The sequence below is a fragment of the Burkholderia lata genome, assembly GCF_902499335.1.
In the GTDB taxonomy this organism is placed as follows: domain Bacteria; phylum Pseudomonadota; class Gammaproteobacteria; order Burkholderiales; family Burkholderiaceae; genus Burkholderia; species Burkholderia lata_B.
In genome coordinates, this window is sequence record NZ_CABVQK010000021.1 from 127,682 (window position 1) to 144,771 (window position 17,090).

Here is a 17,090-nt window from a genome sequence, read left to right on the forward strand (position 1 = left end):
GCCCAGCGCCGCCTCGCTTCGCCGCCGCGCTCGCGCGGCCCGTGAGAACCCGGCGCCTTGCGCCCTTCTTCCGAATCGCCATGACTACCGCACTCGACCAGCTGAAGCAGTACACGACCGTCGTCGCCGACACGGGCGATTTCCAGCAGCTTGCGCAATACCAGCCTCAGGACGCGACCACGAACCCGTCGCTGATCCTGAAGGCCGTCCAGAAGGATGCGTACAAGCCGATCCTCGAGAAAACCGTCCGCGATCATCGCAACGAAAGCACCGATTTCATCATCGACCGCCTGCTGATCGCATTCGGCACCGAGATCCTGAAGCTGATCCCGGGCCGCGTGTCGACCGAGGTCGACGCACGCCTGTCGTTCGACACGCAGCGTTCGATCGACAAGGGCCGCGAGCTCATCAAGCTGTACGAAGCAGCCGGTATCGGCCGCGAGCGCATCCTGATCAAGCTCGCATCGACGTGGGAAGGCATCCGCGCGGCCGAAGTGCTGCAGAAGGAAGGGATCAAGTGCAACATGACCCTGCTTTTCTCGCTCGTGCAGGCCGCCGCATGCGCGGAAGCCGGCGCGCAGCTGATCTCGCCGTTCGTCGGCCGCATCTACGACTGGTACAAGAAGCAGGCCGGCGCGGAGTGGAATGAAGAGAAGGACGGCGGCGCGAACGATCCGGGCGTGCTGTCGGTGCGCCGCATCTACACGTACTACAAGACGTTCGGCTACAACACCGAAGTGATGGGCGCGAGCTTCCGCACAACCAGCCAGATCACCGAACTCGCCGGCTGCGACCTGCTGACGATCAGTCCCGATTTGCTGCAGAAGCTGCAGGACAGCAACGAGACGGTCACGCGCAAGCTGTCGCCGGAGGCGCTGCAGGACAAGCCCGCCGCGCGCGTCGCGATCGACGAGGCAGCGTTCCGCTTCCAGCTGAACGACGACGCGATGGCGACCGAAAAGCTCGCCGAAGGCATCCGCGTATTCGCCGCCGATGCGGTGAAGCTCGAGAAGCTGATCGACTCGCTGCGCTAAGCCGCGACACGCGTCAGCGGCTGTCAGCAACACTGGCAACAGCCGTCAGCACGCACACCGCACACGGCCGCGAACGTCATGTTCGCGGCCGTTTTTATTTTTCATTCCATCGTCAAGCACGCGCACTACAATCCACGTCACGGGTGCGACGGCCGCCTCCCGAGGCACCCTTTCCCAGTCAGTCTTGTACGACGCCGAACCCGCGCGGAAGCGCAGGCCGGCCCCCTCAATACAGGAGACAACGATGCAAGTCCAACCGTACCTGACGTTCTACGGTCGCGCCGACGAAGCCCTTCAGTTCTACGAAAAGGCACTCGGTGCAAAGACGATGTTCAAGATGCACTTCAAGGATGCGCCGCCGAATCCCGACTACCCGATGACGCCGGAGATGGCCGACAAGGTCATGCATGCGAGCTTCACGATCGGCGACTCGATGATCATGTGCTCGGACGGCGACTGCAGCCAGCCCGGCGGCGGCATGCACGCCGGCTATTCGCTGTCGCTGAACCCGGCGACGGTCGAGGAAGGCCAGAAGCTGTTCAATGCGCTCGCCGACGGCGGCGAAGTGACGATGCCGTTCGGCAAGACGTTCTGGGCGCTCGGCTTCGGGATGGCGAAGGATCGTTTCGGCGTGCACTGGATGGTCAACGTCGAAGACCTGTCGCAGCGCGAGGACCTCGCGCAACGCGCGCAGGGATAACACGAAAGACAAAGCCCGCCACCTTGCCGGTGGCGGGCTTTTTCATTGCGTGGCCGTGCAGGCAGCGTCAGCCTTCCACCACGTCGAGATAGTCCTCCGGCCGCGTGCGATCCTCCGCATGCGCCATGCCCATCACGCGCACCAGCACGCTCACCACCACCGCCACCACCAGGTTCACGACCAGCGACCACACGGCCGCGTAGCCGGGAATCGCAAGACCGAACAGGTGGATCGTGAAGATCGAGCTGGCAAGCTTCAGCGAAACCGCCATCCACGTGCCGCACACGATGCCCGCCGCCCAGCCGGCCAGCAGGCCGCGATGGTCGAGCACGCGCGTGTACAGGCCGAGCACGATCGCGGGCAGCGTCTGGATGATCCAGATCCCGCCGAGCAGTTGCAGCTGGATCGCGTACGTCAGCGGCAGCCCGAGAATGAACGCGACGGCGCCGACCTTCACGATCAGCGACACGAGCTTCGCGACGTGCGTTTCCTGCTCGTGCGACATGTTGCGGTTCACGAACTCGCGGTGAATGTTGCGCGTGTACAGGTTCGCGGCCGCGATCGACATGATCGCCGCCGGCACCAGCGCGCCGATGCCGATCGCCGCGAACGCGACGCCGACGAACCACGACGGGAAATACTGGAGGAACAGCGCGGGCACCGCGAAGTTCGGGCCGAACGCCTTGAAGTACGGCGCGTACTGCGGCATGTCCTTCACGCCCGATGCGAGCGCCATGTAGCCGAGCAGCGCGAGCAGGCCAAGCACGAACGAATATGCGGGCAGCATCGCCATGTTGCGGCGAATCGAGTTGCCGGACGACGACGACAGGATCGCCGTGACCGAGTGCGGATACAGGAACAGCGCGAGCGCCGAGCCGATCGCGAGCGTCGCATACGCGCTGTAGCCGTTCAGGCTCATCGCGTCGGGCGCCTTCAACAGCAGCTTCGCAGGCGGCACACTCGCGAAGATGTGCCCGAAGCCGCCCAGCTTCGCCGGGATCACGATGACCGCCGCGGCGATCGTGATGTAGATCAGGATGTCCTTGACGATCGCGATCATCGCGGGCGCGCGCAGGCCCGACGTGTACGTGTACGCGGCGAGGATCGCGAACGCGATGATCAGCGGCAGGTCGCCGACGAAGCCGGTCGTGTCGAAGCCGAGCGCACCGATCACCACTTCGATCCCGACGAGCTGCAGCGCGATGTACGGCATCGTCGCGACGATGCCCGTCACCGCGATCGCAAGCGCGAGCATGCGGCTGCCGTAGCGCGCGTTGACGAAGTCGGCGGCGGTCACGTAGCCGTGCCGCTTCGCGATGCTCCACAACTTCGGGAACACGACGAACGCAAACGGATAAATCAGGATCGTATAAGGCAGTGCGAAGAAGCCCATCGCGCCGGCGCCGAACACGAGCGCGGGCACCGCGACGAATGTGTACGCCGTGTAGAGGTCGCCGCCGAGCAGGAACCACGTGACGATCGTGCCGAAGCGGCGTCCGCCGAGGCCCCATTCGTCGAGATGGGCGAGATCGCCGCGCCGCCAGTTCGCGGCCAGGAAACCGATGATCGTGACGCCGATGAACAGCAGGACGAAGACGAAGGTTGCGCCGAGATTCATCGCGCACCTCCCTGCGGGCCGCTCGCCTTCCACGCGTTCTTGGTCTTGAAGTATACGAACGCGGTGATCACCGCGCTAATGAAGACCCAGAGCAACTGGTACCAGTAGAAAAACGGAAAACCCAACCATTGCGGTTCGATCTTGCTGTACGACGGTACCCAGACCATCGCAATCAGCGGCAGTACCAGCAGCCAGAGCCAGCGCTTGGCGGCCCGGTTGGCGTCGGCATCGTGAGCCATGACGTCTCCTCATCTTTCCCGGTTATCGATCTTGTTGAGCGGGTACGGCGCCGAGAGGAGCGCAAAACGGGTAGGCTGCGGCTCCCCTGGCTTCGCGCCAGTATAGGAGCCGCGAGCACGCGGTCAAGCGGGGGCGAACCCGAGGTGATCCGCCCCTTGTCGCGTGGTTGCACCGGCATGCCGCCGGTGCATGAAGCGTCAGATCGCGAACGCGGTGTCGCGTGCGCCGGTCGTTTCTTTCAAAGCTTTCACCCACTTGCGTGCGGGCAGCTTCAGCGTGTCCTCGATCAGCTTCGCACGCGCGTCGAGCTGCGCAAACGGCACGTCGAGTGCGGGGCCCGAGAACGCGATCGCGATCCGGTTGCCGTCATGCACTTCCGGCAGTGCGATCACGCGGTGATCGAATGCCGCGTTCAGGTGCTTCATGTTGCGCACGAAGCTCGGATGATCGCCGAACAGGTTGATCGTCGCGATACCTGCGTCGGCGAGGCAGCCGCGCACCGCGCGGTAGAACGAGACGCTGTCGAGCACGGGGCCGCGCGCGGTCGCGTCGTACAGGTCGATCTGGATCGCGCCCGTCGTGCCGCGGTTGGCCGGATCGTTGACGAAATCCCATGCATCGGCTTCATGCACGGCGAGACGTGCATCGTCGGGCGGCAGCGCGAACATCGTGCGCGCGGCGACGATCACGGCCGGGTTCAGTTCGACGGCCTCGATCTTCGCGTGCGGCAGGAAGCGGTGCGAGAACTTGGTCAGCGCACCGGTGCCGAGCCCGAGCTGGACGATCCGCTCGGGCGTTTCGAGGAACAGCAGCCACGCCATCATCTGCTGCGCGTATTCGAGCTCGATATGCAGCGGCTTCGAAATCCGCATCGCGCCTTGTACCCACTCGGTGCCGAAATGCAGGAAGCGCACGCCGCCCTCTTCCGAGAACGTGACGGGCGCGAAGCGCGGCTTGCGCGGCGCTTCGAGCACGGGCACGTCGTCGTGTTCGTCGATCTCCGGGCGGCGCTTCACGCGCGGCGGCTGGAGTTTTTCGGAGCCGTTGTAGGCGGACGGCTTGCTGCGCTTGGACGCGCGCGCCTCGGCGGACGCGCGCTTGATCAGTCGGGTCATGTGTGAATCTCGCTGGGTGAAGCTGGTTTTAGCGGACGAGAGGATAGCATTGGCGGAGATTCCGCCGCCGGACGGACGCGCATCCGCCGCTTCTGCGCAATTACCGTAGGGCTACCTCATCGAAATCGCACCGCTCGATGGTGCGAAAGCAGGGCCTCGCCATCAGGCCGATTCTTTCGCACGCAACGTCCGTCGCGCCAGCGCACGGACACACTCGCACCGCTCCGGAAATATTCCGTAATCCAGGCATGCCGGCGGCCACATCAGACAGCCCGCCTGTCGCTCGTCACTGCGCCCGCGACACGCTATGCTCCGGCGTCGGCCATGCGCCGCGACGCTTCAAATCTTACGGATTACAAACAAAAAGCGAGAGACCTCATGACACAGAATGCGCGCCTGGCACACGCTGGCTACGCAGCCGCATTGACCGGCACCCTGCTGCTCGCCGCATGTGGCGGCGACAACGGCGCATCGAGTACGCCCGCCAGCAATCTCAGCACCGCCCAGCAGAACTACGAAAGCTTCGCGCTGGCCGCCAACGGCGGGCTGCACTATCTGCATGCTCAATTGTCTTTTTCCACGTCGAACAGCGGTGCGGCGAGCATCAACGACTCGGCCAGCTACTTCTTCACGGAGGATCAGAGCCTCGCGCAAAGCCCGTCCGGTGGCGCGCAACTGTTGACGAAGGGCCTGTCGTCGGTCGATCCGTCGCTGCCGGTGCCGACGCTCGCCGCCTCACGCTATGTCGTCAACGGTACGGTCGTCACAAGCACGCAGGAACAGGTCAGCTACAGCGGTGCAAATGTCCTGCTCACGGATCTCGCCGCGGACGGCCATACCGCCGCGATGACGATGATGGGCACGAATTACACGGTCGTGCCGCTGTCCGGCGTCCTTGCGAATTCGCCAGCCGAACTGTTCAACGGCAGCGCGCTCGGCGCCATCACGAACACAATCAACGGCACGTCGCTGTACAACAAGCAGGCGAGCTGGCAATCGGGCGCTGCCTACTTGAAGATCACGCGACAGGTGGCCGGCGACACGGTCGCCACCGGCGACTGCGCCGCACCGTCGACGACCGGTACGAGCCTGACACCGTGCAGCACGACGGCGTCGACGCTTGAAGCGTTCTTCCCGTATGCGAGTGCAGCTGACGGCAAGACTTACAACCTGAGCGACGGGCAGATCGTCACGCTCGCGGGTGTCCGCGCTTGGGTCGCCAATGCGGCACGCAATGCCCCGACGACCGAGTACCGGGTCTTCTATCAGTACAACGGGCAGATCAACGTCGGGGTCGTGATCCGCGACGGCACGACGCTCGCGATTACGTCTACCGGCAGCACGACGGCGCAGAACTTCTACATCCTGCTGAACAGCGCGGCGGTCCAGTCCGTGAAAGCAGCGATCACGTTCTGACGCAGTGCCACTTTCGGGTGCGCATGCAACGATGGAAACGGTGGCGGATGGTTCGCCGCCGCCCTTCGCAACAAGGACGGAGCAATCGGCCGGCGACGCGCGGTGCCCGGATCGAAAATCGGCGCACAATGGCATTCAGCGTCGGCCGGCCTGCGCGGCATTTCGGAGATTCCATGGCATCGACCGACAAGAAGATCTGGTTTCCGGCCAAACGCTACGGCTGGGGCTGGGGATTGCCGGTCGCGTGGCAAGGCTGGGTCGTGTTGCTGCTGTTCGCGATCGGGGTCATTGCAAGCGCGTGGCTGCTGCCGCCGCGCCGGTCTCCGATTGCGTACGGCGCCTGCATCGTGGCGTTGGTCGCGCTGCTGACCGTGGTGTGCTGGATCAAGGGAGAGACGCCCCACTGGCGATGGGGCAAGGACGATTGAGCATCAAGCGCGATATGCTCGCTTGCCCGATCGGCAAGTGAATTCGAGCCTCCGTAACGACGCGAAGTCGTTCGGCTACGTATATCCGATCACCAAAGCACACCGCTCTTCACGACAGTAAGCAACGCGCAAGTCGCAAATGCGCGCGTCATGCATGCGCAAAAGCGCGCACCGCAGCCAGGCGGCATAAGCAAATTCACACCGCGCCGGCTCGTCAAGCAAGGAACAAGCGCCCCACTCCGTCATCGATACGCAGCGACAGCACCTGTCGAACGGCTGAATTGTCCCAGGTCTCCACACGACGCAAAAATGCGAAGGAGCGGCCGCAAGCCGGGATGTCGCCTATGCGCTCGCCTTCGATGCCACGCCCCCGATGCCAAACCGGCATCGCCCGTCGGTCGTCACCGCCCGCCTGCCCGCTCCCGACGCTGCGAATCCCCCAGTGACGGCACCGCCGCCGAGTACGAACTGCGCATCCTTTTTCTGCGTGCACCTTGCAAATATACCCAAATAGGGATAATTTCATCGATGGATCCGTACACCAAACCACTCTACTGGCTCGGCTCGGCGCGCAAGGACCTGAAAGCAATGCCCGAAGCCGTCCAGGACACGTTCGGTTATGCGCTGTACCTGGCGCAAACAGGACGCAAGCATGATCAGGCCAAGCCATTGAGGGGATTCGGATCGGCTGGTGTGCTCGAGATCGTGGAATCGGAAGACAACGGCACGTACCGTGCCGTCTACACGGTGAAGCTCGGGAACAGCGTGTATGTGCTGCACTGTTTCCAGAAGAAATCATCGAACGGCATCGCGACACCGAGGCCGGACAGCGATCTGGTTCGCGAACGTCTGAAAGCGGCCGAAGCACACGCAAAAGGAGAAAGGCGATGATCGAAATCGAACAGGGCAGCGAGAACGTCTACGCGGATCTGGGCATGCGCGATGCCGACGAAATGCGAGTGAAGGCCCAACTCGCCGCCAAGATCGCGGAGATCATCAAGGCGCGCAAATGGACGCAGCAGCACGCGGCCCGGTTGCTCGGCATGACGCAGCCGAAGCTATCGAACATGCTGCGCGGGCAGTTTCGCGGCGTAAGTGAAACGAAGATGCTCGAATGTCTGGCGAAGCTCGGACGCGACGTGCAGATTGTCGTCGGGCCAGATCGTCAGTCGGAAGTCGAAGGGCATATCGAAGTCGTATTCGCCGCCTGACGTCAGGGCCCTGCCGATTGCCTCGGATCGCCGGCCGAGCGTGACGCCAGCAGCGCTGTCGGTCAAAGGACAACCCGGCGCCAGTGTTCCAGCTTCTGCTCGAACGACAGTATCGCATTCGCCGGGCTCGACGAAGGCAGCACGAGCGTGTCGTACCCCGCCGCGCCGATCACCTCCGCAAACCGCCCCGCCGTCTTGCCGTTGAAGCACACGCGCTTGAGCAACGGCGCATGCTCGCGCAACGCATCGAAATCATTCGGCTTCGCATGCCGGATCGCCGAATCGAGGCTGCCCTCGCGATGGCACGCGGCCAGCACGTCCCAGACGCCGATCCCGTGCGACAGCACGCGCTCGAGCCGCGCGTCGTACGCGAGTTCGTGCAGCCCGTGCTCGCCGAGCACCGTGCCGAGCAGCCGCCAGAACTGGTTGCGCGGATGCGCGTAGTACTGCGCGGCATCGAGCGAGGCCTCGCCCGGAAAACTGCCGAGGATCATCGTGTGCGTGTTCGCCGCGACGACCGGCGGAAAACCCCGCAGCATTACGCGCTCCCGCCCGGCCCGCCCGAGCGCGGCCCGTCGCCGTACGCATCGAGATGGCGCCACAGCGCCGGCAACATGCATTCGGTGACCATCAACGGCTTGCCGTGACGCTGGAACACCGAGCGCCGCGCGGCGAACGAATGCGGCGCTCGCGCACCGCCGAGCGCATGGCTCGCCAGCGCATACAAAGGATGGCCGGCGATCACGCGCCGGCTGACGAGCGCCGAACGCTCGACCTGCGGATCGCTGTACAGCAGCTCCGCGAGCGGCCGCGTGCGCAGCCGCCGCATCGCCTGCCACACACCCTTGCTGGCGGAAAGCGGCGCGATGCTGTGCGCGGCGACGAACGGCGTGCCGTCGACCGACAGGATCACCTCGCGCACCCACATCGGCGCACGCGGTGCACTGGCGAGCGCGTCCGGCTCGTCGAACCACGGGCAGTCGACGGCCTCGCGCGTCACGCGCACGGCCACCCGGCCGAGCCGCGCGAGGTGCGCGGTCAGCGATCCGCCGCGCGTCAGCCAGTCGCGCTGGTCGAGCGTGCAGCCAGGCCGCGGCGTCTCGCGCCAGCCGGCCTGCCCGCCGTCGAATCGCATGCGTGTGTTCACGCGGCGCGCGACAGCAGCAGCGCGTTGGTCCGCTTCACGAAGCTCGCCGGATCGTCGAGCATGCCGCCTTCAGCCAGCAACGCCTGATCGAACAGCAGATGGCACCAGTCGCCGAAATCGGCGCTGTCTGCCTTCAGCTGCTTCACGAGCGCGTGCTCCGGATTGATCTCGAGGATCGGCTGCATCGCCGGCGCGTTCTGGCCGGCCGCCTTCAGCATGCGCTGCAGGTAGCCGCTCATGTCGTTGTCGTCCGCGACGAGGCACGACGGCGAATCGGTCAGGCGGAACGTGACGCGCACTTCCTTCACCTTGTCGCCGAGCGCTTCCTTCATCTTCTCGACGACGGGCTTGATCGCTTCGCCCGCCTGTTCCTGCACCTTCTTCTCCTCGTCGTTCAGCTCGCCGAGATCGAGGTCGCCGCGCGCGACGCTCGCGAGCGGCTTGCCGTCGAATTCCTGCAGGAACGACAGCATCCATTCGTCGACGCGATCGGTCAGCAACAGCACCTCGACGCCCTTCTTGCGGAACACCTCGAGATGCGGGCTGTTCTTCGCGGCCAGCCACGCGTCGGCGGTCACGTAGTAGATCTTGCTCTGCTCGGGCTTCATACGCGACACGTAGTCGGCGAGCGACACGTCCTGCGCGTCGGTGTCGCCGTGCGTCGACGCGAAGCGCAGCAGCTTCGCGATGCGCTCGCGGTTCGCGTGATCTTCGCCGAGGCCTTCCTTCAGCACCTGGCCGAACGCGCCCCAGAACGTCTTGTACTTCTCCTTGCCGGCATCCTCTTCCGCGTTCGCGAGCTCTTCGAGCATCGACAGCGTGCGCTTCGTCACGCCTTCGCGGATCGCCTTCACGTCACGGCTTTCCTGCAGGATCTCGCGCGACACGTTCAGCGGCAGGTCGGCCGAATCGACGACACCCTTCACGAAACGCAGGTATTGCGGCAGCAGTTGCTCAGCGTCGTCCATGATGAACACGCGCTTCACGTACAGTTTCAGGCCGCCGCGATAGTCGCGGTTCCACATGTCGAACGGCGCATGCGACGGCACGAACAGAAGCTGCGTGTATTCGCTGCGGCCCTCGACGCGGTTATGCGTCCACGTGAGCGGATCCTGGTGATCGTGCGCGATGTGCTGGTAGAACTGCGTGTACTGCTCGTCGGTGACGTCGCTCTTCGAACGCGTCCACAGCGCGCTCGCCTGATTGACGGTCTCGTCCTCGTCCTTGAGGACCATCTCGCCCTTCTCCTGATCCCATTCTTCCTTCTGCATCAGGATCGGCAGCGCGATGTGGTCGGAATACTTCTGGATGATCGACTGCAGGCGGTGCGACGACAGCAGCTCGTCCTCGCCTTCGCGCAGATGCAGCGTGATCGTCGTGCCGCGCTGCGCGCGCTCGATCGCGTCGATCGTGAAATCGCCCTCGCCGGCGCTTTCCCAGCGCACGGCTTCGCTCGCCGGCAGGCCCGCGCGACGGGTCTCGACGGTGATCTTGTCGGCGACGATGAAGCCCGAGTAGAACCCGACGCCGAACTGGCCGATCAGCGCCGCATCCTTCTGCTGGTCGCCGGACAGCTTCGTGAAGAATTCCTTGGTGCCCGAACGCGCGATCGTGCCGAGGTTCGCGATCGCTTCATCGCGGCTCATGCCGATGCCGTTGTCGTCGATCGTGATCGTGCGCGCGGCCTTGTCGTAGCCGATGCGGATGCGCAGGTTCGGATCGTTCTCATACAGCGCGTTGTCCGCGAGCCCTTCGAAACGCAGCTTGTCGGCCGCGTCGGACGCGTTCGACACCAGTTCGCGCAGGAAGATTTCCTTGTTGCTGTAAAGCGAATGGATCATCAGGTGGAGGAGTTGCTTGACCTCTGCCTGAAAGCTCATCGTTTCATGTGCCATGGATGCTGTTTCCTCTTACTTGAACTTGAATGGTGTGGCGCGAGCGCCCGGCGCGCGATGCCGGCGGGCCCGTGAAAGGCGGCCGCCTGGCGCAAGCGGTTTGCGCGCGTATCTGGGGACGGCACGCCCGATTTCAAGGGCGGGCGTGCCGCGCCGCGTCACGACGCGCGGCGCACGGCCGAATCGATATAGCGCGACAACAGCCCCGGCAGCGCCGGATCGCCGCAGTTCGCGACGTTGAAGCGCATCCACGTGGACGGTGATTGCTGCGGCGAGAACAGGCTGCCCGGCGTCAGCAAAAAGCCGGCCTCGTGCGCGACCGCCGCGAGCGCGTCCGAATCGACGCCCGTGTCGGCCCACAGGAACATCCCGGCCGCCGGCATCGTGAAGAGGCCGAGCCCCGTGCGCTCGAGCATCCGCGCGGTCTTGTCGCGCACGCCGTCGAGCCGCGCGCGCAGCCGCTCGACGTGGCGCCGGTAATGCCCTTCGGTCAGGATCTTGTACAGCACGCGCTCGTTGAGCTCGGGCGTCGTCATCCCGACCAGCATCTTCTGGTCGGTGACCGCCTTCGCGATCTCCGGCGCGCACGCGACGTAGCCGACCCGCAGGTTCGCCGCGAGCGTCTTCGAATAGCTGCCGAGATAGATCACGCGCTTCAGCTGGTCGAGGCTCGCGAGGCGCGTGGCCGGATAGCTCGGCGGGCACAGGTCGCCGTACACGTCGTCCTCGACGACGAGGAAGTCGTACGCCTCCGCGAGCTTCAGGATCCGGAACGCCTGCGCGGCCGACAGCGACGTGCCGGTCGGGTTCTGCAGCACCGAATTGATCACGAGCATCTTCGGCCGCCACATCTGCACGAGCGTCTCGAGCGCGTCGAGATCGGGGCCGTCCGGCGTGTACGGCATCCCGACGAGCTGCGCGCCCTGCGCCGCGAAGCGGCCGAACATCTGGAACCAGGCCGGATCGCCGACGATCACCGCATCGCCGGGCTTCACGTAGATCCGCGAGATCAGGTCGATCGCCTGCGTGATCCCGGACACCAGCACGATCTGTTCCGGCTTCGCGCCGATCTCCACTTCGGCGAGGCGCGTCTGCAGTTGCTGGCGCAGCGGCAGGAAGCCCTGCGCGGTGCCGAAGCCGAGCATCTGCGCGCCGGACTGGCGCCCCAGCGCACGCAGCGCGCCGGTGATCAGTTCGCCGTCGAGCCAGCGGCCCGGCAAATAGCCGAGACCCGGCCCCTTTTCCGGGCTGACGGTGTGCAGCATGTTGCGCAGCAGCCAGACGACGTCGATCGTGTTGTGCACCGGCGCGGCCTCGGCCACGCGTGCAACGCTGTCGGCCGGCTGCGGGCCGGCGGCCGTGCGCTCGCGCACGTAGAAGCCCGAGCCGCGCCGCGAGTCGAGGTAACCCTGCGCGACGAGGCGCTCGTAAGCCTCGACGACGGTGAAGCGCGACACGCTCTTGTCGAGCGCGAGCTTGCGGATCGACGGCATCCGCATGCCGGGCCGGAACACGCGTTCGTCGATGCGTCGCCTTGCCCACTGGACAAGCTGGTCGACGAGCGTGAGGGTGGCCGTGTCGTGCGGCACGGGAATCTGGGCGAGTGGGACGGTGGACATGGGCGGCAGCTCCAACTGTACCGAAGGCTATCGCGCCGATTGTACCGTTACTGTGCCGGTAGCGACGATTACAGTTGACCGGAATGGCGACCGTGCGGCCGTCGTTCCGGCCCCGCCGCACCTGGCGCCGCGCCCACCGGCCCGCATCGCGGCCGGTACGCCGGCCGGTCCGGCCACCGCCCGGCGCATCGCCTGCCCACCATGACACTTTCGCTTCCCGACCGACGTTCATGCCAGCCCGCTCCCTGACACTCGACCATCTCGTGATCGCCGCGCGCACGCTCGACGAAGGCGTCCGCCACGTCGCCGACGCGCTCGGTATCGAACCGGCCGGCGGCGGCCGCCATCCGCTGATGCGGACCCACAATGCGCTGTTCGGCGCATGGGGCGGGCTCTACCTCGAAGTGATCGCGATCGACCCCGACGCGCCGGCGCCGAACGACGGCGCGGAGCCGCCGCGCGCGCGGCTGTTCGGGCTCGACGATCCGGCCATGCACGCACGGCTCGCGCAGGGGCCGTTTCTCGCGCACTGGGTCGCGCGTGTCGACCGTCCGCGCCAGCTCGCGCTGTGGCAGAGCCAGTACCCGGCGCGCATCCCGCCGGTTGTCGCAATGCGGCGCGGCGACCTGGGCTGGGGCCTCACGGTGCCCGACGACGGCACGTTCCCCGCATGGCAAGGCACGGGCGACGGCCTCCTGCCGTCGCTGATCCAGTGGGACAGCGCGCGCCACCCGGCCGAATCGCTGCCGGGCGACGGCGTCGCGCTGAAGGCGCTCAAGGGCGCCCACCCGCGTGCGGACGCGATTCGCGAGCAGCTCGACTGGCTCGGCGCCGCCCACCTGCTCGACCTCGAAGCCGCCGACGGCCCACCCGCGCTGGTCGCCGAATTCGACACGCCGCAAGGCCCGCGCACGCTGCGCTGAGCGCCCTGTCGCCCCCTGAACTAAACCAATACCGGCAACACGGAGACACCCTTCACATGAATTCGCGCGAAACCCGGGGCATGCTGCTCGGCCTCATCGGCGTGATGATCTTCAGCCTGACGCTGCCGATGACGCGCATCGTCGTCTCCGAACTCCATCCGCTGCTCAACGGGCTCGGCCGCGCGCTCGCCGCCGCGGTGCCGGCCGGCCTGCTGCTGTGGTGGCGCCGCGAGCCGCTGCCGACCCGCGCGCAGCTGAAAAGCCTAGCGATCACGTCGGCCGGCGTGATCATCGCGTATCCGGTGTTCTCCGCGTGGGCGATGAAAACGGTACCGGCGTCGCACGGCGCGGTGGTCAACGGCCTGCAGCCGCTGTTCGTCGCGCTGTACGCGGCCTGGCTGTCGCACGAGCGGCCGTCGAAGGCGTTCTGGGCCAGCGCGGTGGCCGGCAGCGCGCTCGTGATCGCGTTCGCGCTGCGCGACGGCGGCGGCACCGTGCAGGCCGGCGACGCGCTGATGCTCGTCGCGGTCGGCATCGGCGCGCTCGGCTATGCGGAAGGCGCGCGCCTCGCGCGCCAGATCGGCGGCTGGCAGGTGATCTGCTGGGCGCTCGTCGTGTCCGCGCCGTTCCTCGTGCTGCCGGTCGGCTGGCTCGCGTGGATGCAGCATGCCGCGCATCCGGGCCCGCTCGCCCTGCGCACGTGGCTCGCATTCGGCTACGTGACCCTCTTTTCGCAATTCATCGGCTTTTTCGCGTGGTACGCGGGGCTCGCGATGGGCGGCATCGCGCGCGTCGGCCAGGTGCAGCTGCTGCAGATTTTCTTCACGATCGCTTTTTCCGCGCTGCTGTTCGGCGAAACGGTCACGTCGACGACGTGGCTGTTCGCGGCCGCGGTGATCGCCACCGTGGTGCTCGGGCGCCGCTCGGCGGTCGCCACCGCCGCGCAACCGGCTCGCGCCGGCTGAACAGCTGCGCCATAATGGACGTTTTGCCTGATCGGTTTTGCCCACCCGGCCGCGAAGGCTCGATCGCGCTCGCGCCTGCCCACCCGGCAGCGTCGAGGCGATTTGCCCGAACGACCTTTCTTGACTGACCACGATATCCGAACGAGGAGACTATGAATCCGAGCGACCTGCATCCGCCGCACTGGCAGCTTTCCGAACGCGCACGCAAGCTGACGAGCTCTGCCATCCGCGAAATCCTGAAGGTCACGGAACGCCCCGAGGTCATCTCGTTCGCCGGCGGCCTGCCCGCCCCTTCGACGTTCCCGGCCGAACGCATGCGCGCCGCCGCCGATCGCGTGCTGCGCGACGCGCCGGCCGCCGCGCTCCAGTACAGCGCGACCGAAGGCTACCTGCCGCTGCGCGAATGGATCGCCGAGCGCTACAGCGTGCGCGTGTCGCAGGTGCTGATCACGACCGGCTCGCAGCAGGCGCTCGACCTGCTCGGCAAGGCGCTCGTCGATCCGGGCAGCCCGATCCTCGTCGAAACCCCGACCTACCTCGGCGCGCTGCAGTCGTTCTCGCTGTACGAGCCGCGCTACGTGCAGGTGCCGACCGACGAGCAGGGCCTGCTGCCGGACGGCCTGACGCCCGAACTCACGCAAGGCGCGCGCCTGCTGTACGCACAGCCGAACTTCCAGAACCCGACCGGCCGCCGCCTGCCCGTCGAGCGCCGCCGCGCGCTCGCCGCGTTCGCGCAGTCGAGCCCGTTCCCGGTGCTGGAAGACGATCCTTACGGCGCGCTGAACTACCGCGGCGAGCCGCTGCCGACGATGCTGTCGATGGCGCCCGATCACATCGTGCACCTCGGCACGTTCTCGAAGGTGCTCGCGCCGGGCCTGCGGATCGGCTACATCATTGCGCCCGAGGAACTCCACTTCAAGCTCGTGCAGGCCAAGCAGGCCACCGACCTGCATACGCCGACGCTCACGCAGCGCATCGCGCACGAAGTGATCAAGGACGGTTTCCTCGACGAGCACATCCCGACGATCCGCGAGCTGTACAGCGCGCAGTGCGACGCGATGCTCGGCGCACTCGAGCGCCACATGCCGGAAGGCGTCACGTGGAACCGCCCGGAAGGCGGGATGTTCATCTGGGTGAACCTGCCCGCGCAGATCGACAGCATGAAGCTGCTCGCCGCGGCCGTCGACGACCACGTCGCCTTCGTGCCGGGCGCACCGTTCTTCGCGGACAACGCGCAGCAGAACACGCTGCGCCTGTCGTTCGTGACGGTGCCGCCGGAGAAGATCGAGGAAGGCGTCGCGCGCCTCGGCAAGCTGCTGCGCGAGCGCCTCTGATCCCCTTTTTCCTGTCACGACTCTCTACGAGGAATCGAATACATGGCTAACGTCTACGACAAACTGAAGTCGCTCGGCATCGAGCTCCCGACCGCCGGCGCACCGGCCGCCGCCTACGTGATGAGCGCGCAAAGCGGCAATACGGTCTACCTGTCGGGCCACATCGCGAAGAAGGACGGCAAGGTCTGGGCCGGCAAGCTCGGCGCGGATCTGCAAACGGAAGACGGCAAGGCCGCCGCCCGCTCGATCGCGATCGACCTGCTCGCGACGCTGCACGCGCACACCGGCGACCTGAACAAGGTCACGCGCATCGTCAAGCTGATGAGCCTCGTCAACTCGACGCTCGACTTCACCGAACAGCACCTGGTGACGAACGGCGCGTCGGAACTGATCGCGGAAGTGTTCGGCGACGCGGGCAAGCACGCGCGTTCGGCATTCGGCGTCGCGCAGATCCCGCTCGGCGCGTGCGTCGAGATCGAGCTGATCGCCGAAGTAGCGTAACGGGCGCAGCGCGATGTCCGGTCATCTCGTCCGCTTCAAGCAGGTCGACGTGTTCACGGCGGTGCCGTTCAAGGGCAACGCGCTCGCCGTGGTGTTCGACGCCGATTCGCTCGGCGACGACGACATGCTCGCGATCGCCCGCTGGACGAACCTGTCGGAAACGACGTTCGTCTGCACGCCGACCGATCCGGAAGCCGACTACCGCGTCCGGATCTTCACGACGGAGGGCGAACTGCCGTTCGCCGGCCACCCGACGCTGGGCACCGCGCATGCGTTCCTGGAAAGCGGCGCGCAGCCGCGCACGCCGGGCCGGCTGATCCAGCAGTGCGGGGTCGGCCGGGTCGCGCTGCGCGAGCAGGCCGACGGCTGGGCGTTCGCCGCGCCGCCGGCACGCGTCACGCCGCTCGACCGTTCGGACTACGCGGCGCTGGCTGCCGCGTTGCGCAGCGACGCGATCGACCTGGAGGCCGAGCCGTGCGCGGTCGACAACGGCGCGCCGTGGCTGGTCGTGCGGCTGAAGTCGGCCGATGCCTGCATCGGCCTGACGCCCGATCCGGCCGCGCTGGAGGCCCTCACGCGCCGCTACGGCACGGACGGCCTCGCGGTCTACGCACCGCACGCCGAAGGCGGCCCCACGACGTTCGAAATCCGCTGCCTGATGACGGGCGGCAATTTCGGCTTCGGCGAGGATCCCGTCACCGGCAGCGCAAACGCCGCGCTGGCCGGGCTGCTGACGCGGCAGGAACGCCGCCCCGGCCAGTCGTATACGGCCCGCCAGGGTACGGCGATCGGCCGCGACGGCCGCATCTTCGTCAGCTATGACGAAAACGGCGCCACGTGGATCGGCGGCCATGTCGTCACGGTCGTCGACGGCACCTTCCTGTCACCCGCCTGACATTTCGCGATGTGCGATGGCGCCGGCCCGTCCGGCGCCCCCTACGATT

18 protein-coding genes are annotated in these 17,090 nt (G+C 66.4%); 11 read left to right on the forward strand and 7 right to left on the reverse strand.

Translation table 11 applies throughout. The annotated features are described in order from the left end of the window. Positions 1-80 precede the first annotated feature (80 nt). Positions 81-1,034, forward strand: coding sequence for a transaldolase (gene tal / locus BCO18175_RS37480; RefSeq protein WP_174915816.1), 954 nt, complete (start codon positions 81-83; stop codon positions 1,032-1,034). A 244-nt stretch (positions 1,035-1,278) separates the two neighbouring features. After that, on the forward strand, positions 1,279-1,734 hold the full coding sequence (locus BCO18175_RS37485; protein ID WP_174967765.1) for a VOC family protein: 456 nt from the start codon (positions 1,279-1,281) through the stop codon (positions 1,732-1,734). 67 nt (positions 1,735-1,801) lie between these two features. Here the strand turns inward: BCO18175_RS37485 and mctP are convergent, their stop codons facing one another. The 3 genes from mctP to BCO18175_RS37500 all read right to left on the reverse strand — a co-directional run bounded on the left by mctP (position 1,802) and on the right by BCO18175_RS37500 (position 4,707). Then, positions 1,802-3,352 (reverse strand): monocarboxylate uptake permease MctP, encoded by a 1,551-nt coding sequence (gene mctP / locus BCO18175_RS37490; protein WP_174988609.1) that lies wholly within the window; start codon positions 3,350-3,352, stop codon positions 1,802-1,804. Beyond that, positions 3,349-3,591: a DUF3311 domain-containing protein gene (locus BCO18175_RS37495; protein ID WP_011352801.1), complete on the reverse strand. Its 243-nt coding sequence runs from the start codon at positions 3,589-3,591 to the stop codon at positions 3,349-3,351. Before BCO18175_RS37495 ends, mctP begins: the two co-directional genes overlap by 4 nt. A 198-nt stretch (positions 3,592-3,789) precedes the next feature. Then, positions 3,790-4,707 carry a spermidine synthase gene (locus BCO18175_RS37500; protein WP_174988611.1) on the reverse strand — a complete coding sequence of 306 codons (918 nt, stop codon included), beginning with the start codon at positions 4,705-4,707 and terminating at the stop codon, positions 3,790-3,792. Positions 4,708-5,085: 378 nt separating this feature from the next. Here BCO18175_RS37500 and BCO18175_RS37505 point away from each other — a divergent pair, with 378 nt between their 5' ends. From BCO18175_RS37505 to BCO18175_RS37520, 4 genes are all read left to right on the forward strand, one after another. Further along, positions 5,086-6,123, forward strand: a complete 1,038-nt coding sequence (locus BCO18175_RS37505; protein WP_174988613.1) for a hypothetical protein — start codon at positions 5,086-5,088, stop codon at positions 6,121-6,123. 173 nt (positions 6,124-6,296) lie between these two features. Then, complete coding sequence (locus BCO18175_RS37510; RefSeq protein WP_174988615.1) at positions 6,297-6,551, forward strand: hypothetical protein; 255 nt, start codon at positions 6,297-6,299, stop codon at positions 6,549-6,551. Positions 6,552-7,079: 528 nt separating this feature from the next. Continuing rightward, a complete protein-coding gene (locus BCO18175_RS37515) occupies positions 7,080-7,442 on the forward strand; it encodes a type II toxin-antitoxin system RelE/ParE family toxin (protein ID WP_174967762.1) in 363 nt (120 codons plus the stop codon). Then, positions 7,439-7,762: a helix-turn-helix domain-containing protein gene (locus BCO18175_RS37520; protein ID WP_174967761.1), complete on the forward strand. Its 324-nt coding sequence runs from the start codon at positions 7,439-7,441 to the stop codon at positions 7,760-7,762. Before BCO18175_RS37515 ends, BCO18175_RS37520 begins: the two co-directional genes overlap by 4 nt. A 62-nt stretch (positions 7,763-7,824) precedes the next feature. Here BCO18175_RS37520 and BCO18175_RS37525 read toward each other — a convergent pair whose 3' ends face one another. From BCO18175_RS37525 to BCO18175_RS37540, 4 genes are all read right to left on the reverse strand, one after another. Beyond that, entirely contained in the window at positions 7,825-8,301 is a 477-nt protein-coding gene (locus BCO18175_RS37525; protein WP_174988617.1) for a DNA-deoxyinosine glycosylase, read from the reverse strand. Continuing rightward, positions 8,301-8,897, reverse strand: a complete 597-nt coding sequence (locus tag BCO18175_RS37530; protein WP_174988619.1) for a chorismate--pyruvate lyase family protein — start codon at positions 8,895-8,897, stop codon at positions 8,301-8,303. Before BCO18175_RS37530 ends, BCO18175_RS37525 begins: the two co-directional genes overlap by 1 nt. An 8-nt stretch (positions 8,898-8,905) precedes the next feature. Next, a complete protein-coding gene (htpG, locus tag BCO18175_RS37535) occupies positions 8,906-10,804 on the reverse strand; it encodes a molecular chaperone HtpG (protein WP_174988621.1) in 1,899 nt (632 codons plus the stop codon). Positions 10,805-10,962: 158 nt separating this feature from the next. Beyond that, positions 10,963-12,423, reverse strand: a complete 1,461-nt coding sequence (locus BCO18175_RS37540) for a PLP-dependent aminotransferase family protein (RefSeq protein ID WP_011352807.1) — start codon at positions 12,421-12,423, stop codon at positions 10,963-10,965. A 230-nt stretch (positions 12,424-12,653) separates the two neighbouring features. On the opposite strand from BCO18175_RS37540, the gene BCO18175_RS37545 reads away from it, so the two are divergent. The 5 genes from BCO18175_RS37545 to BCO18175_RS37565 all read left to right on the forward strand — a co-directional run bounded on the left by BCO18175_RS37545 (position 12,654) and on the right by BCO18175_RS37565 (position 17,041). Then, a complete protein-coding gene (locus BCO18175_RS37545) occupies positions 12,654-13,346 on the forward strand; it encodes a VOC family protein (protein WP_174988623.1) in 693 nt (230 codons plus the stop codon). A 56-nt stretch (positions 13,347-13,402) separates the two neighbouring features. Then, positions 13,403-14,311, forward strand: coding sequence for a DMT family transporter (locus tag BCO18175_RS37550; RefSeq protein WP_174915804.1), 909 nt, complete (start codon positions 13,403-13,405; stop codon positions 14,309-14,311). A gap of 152 nt (positions 14,312-14,463) precedes the next feature. Next, the gene (locus BCO18175_RS37555; RefSeq protein ID WP_174988625.1) at positions 14,464-15,645 is read left to right on the forward strand and encodes a PLP-dependent aminotransferase family protein; all 1,182 of its coding nucleotides are present in this window, start codon (positions 14,464-14,466) and stop codon (positions 15,643-15,645) included. A gap of 42 nt (positions 15,646-15,687) precedes the next feature. Further along, positions 15,688-16,146: a RidA family protein gene (locus BCO18175_RS37560; protein ID WP_031402925.1), complete on the forward strand. Its 459-nt coding sequence runs from the start codon at positions 15,688-15,690 to the stop codon at positions 16,144-16,146. Between the two features lie 13 nt (positions 16,147-16,159). Next, positions 16,160-17,041, forward strand: a complete 882-nt coding sequence (locus BCO18175_RS37565) for a PhzF family phenazine biosynthesis protein (RefSeq protein ID WP_174988627.1) — start codon at positions 16,160-16,162, stop codon at positions 17,039-17,041. Positions 17,042-17,090: the final 49 nt, after the last annotated feature.

Excerpts from the sequence above, each read along its gene's own strand:
- tal (WP_174915816.1), top strand. The coding sequence starts at position 81 with ATGACTACCGCACTCGACCAGCTGAAGCAGTACACGACCGTCGTCGCC.
- BCO18175_RS37485 (WP_174967765.1), top strand. The coding sequence starts at position 1,279 with ATGCAAGTCCAACCGTACCTGACGTTCTACGGTCGCGCCGACGAAGCC.
- mctP (WP_174988609.1), bottom strand. The coding sequence starts at position 3,352 with ATGAATCTCGGCGCAACCTTCGTCTTCGTCCTGCTGTTCATCGGCGTC.
- BCO18175_RS37495 (WP_011352801.1), bottom strand. The coding sequence starts at position 3,591 with ATGGCTCACGATGCCGACGCCAACCGGGCCGCCAAGCGCTGGCTCTGG.
- BCO18175_RS37500 (WP_174988611.1), bottom strand. The coding sequence starts at position 4,707 with ATGACCCGACTGATCAAGCGCGCGTCCGCCGAGGCGCGCGCGTCCAAG.
- BCO18175_RS37505 (WP_174988613.1), top strand. The coding sequence starts at position 5,086 with ATGACACAGAATGCGCGCCTGGCACACGCTGGCTACGCAGCCGCATTG.
- BCO18175_RS37510 (WP_174988615.1), top strand. The coding sequence starts at position 6,297 with ATGGCATCGACCGACAAGAAGATCTGGTTTCCGGCCAAACGCTACGGC.
- BCO18175_RS37515 (WP_174967762.1), top strand. The coding sequence starts at position 7,080 with ATGGATCCGTACACCAAACCACTCTACTGGCTCGGCTCGGCGCGCAAG.
- BCO18175_RS37520 (WP_174967761.1), top strand. The coding sequence starts at position 7,439 with ATGATCGAAATCGAACAGGGCAGCGAGAACGTCTACGCGGATCTGGGC.
- BCO18175_RS37525 (WP_174988617.1), bottom strand. The coding sequence starts at position 8,301 with ATGCTGCGGGGTTTTCCGCCGGTCGTCGCGGCGAACACGCACACGATG.
- BCO18175_RS37530 (WP_174988619.1), bottom strand. The coding sequence starts at position 8,897 with ATGCGATTCGACGGCGGGCAGGCCGGCTGGCGCGAGACGCCGCGGCCT.
- htpG (WP_174988621.1), bottom strand. The coding sequence starts at position 10,804 with ATGGCACATGAAACGATGAGCTTTCAGGCAGAGGTCAAGCAACTCCTC.
- BCO18175_RS37540 (WP_011352807.1), bottom strand. The coding sequence starts at position 12,423 with ATGTCCACCGTCCCACTCGCCCAGATTCCCGTGCCGCACGACACGGCC.
- BCO18175_RS37545 (WP_174988623.1), top strand. The coding sequence starts at position 12,654 with ATGCCAGCCCGCTCCCTGACACTCGACCATCTCGTGATCGCCGCGCGC.
- BCO18175_RS37550 (WP_174915804.1), top strand. The coding sequence starts at position 13,403 with ATGAATTCGCGCGAAACCCGGGGCATGCTGCTCGGCCTCATCGGCGTG.
- BCO18175_RS37555 (WP_174988625.1), top strand. The coding sequence starts at position 14,464 with ATGAATCCGAGCGACCTGCATCCGCCGCACTGGCAGCTTTCCGAACGC.
- BCO18175_RS37560 (WP_031402925.1), top strand. The coding sequence starts at position 15,688 with ATGGCTAACGTCTACGACAAACTGAAGTCGCTCGGCATCGAGCTCCCG.
- BCO18175_RS37565 (WP_174988627.1), top strand. The coding sequence starts at position 16,160 with ATGTCCGGTCATCTCGTCCGCTTCAAGCAGGTCGACGTGTTCACGGCG.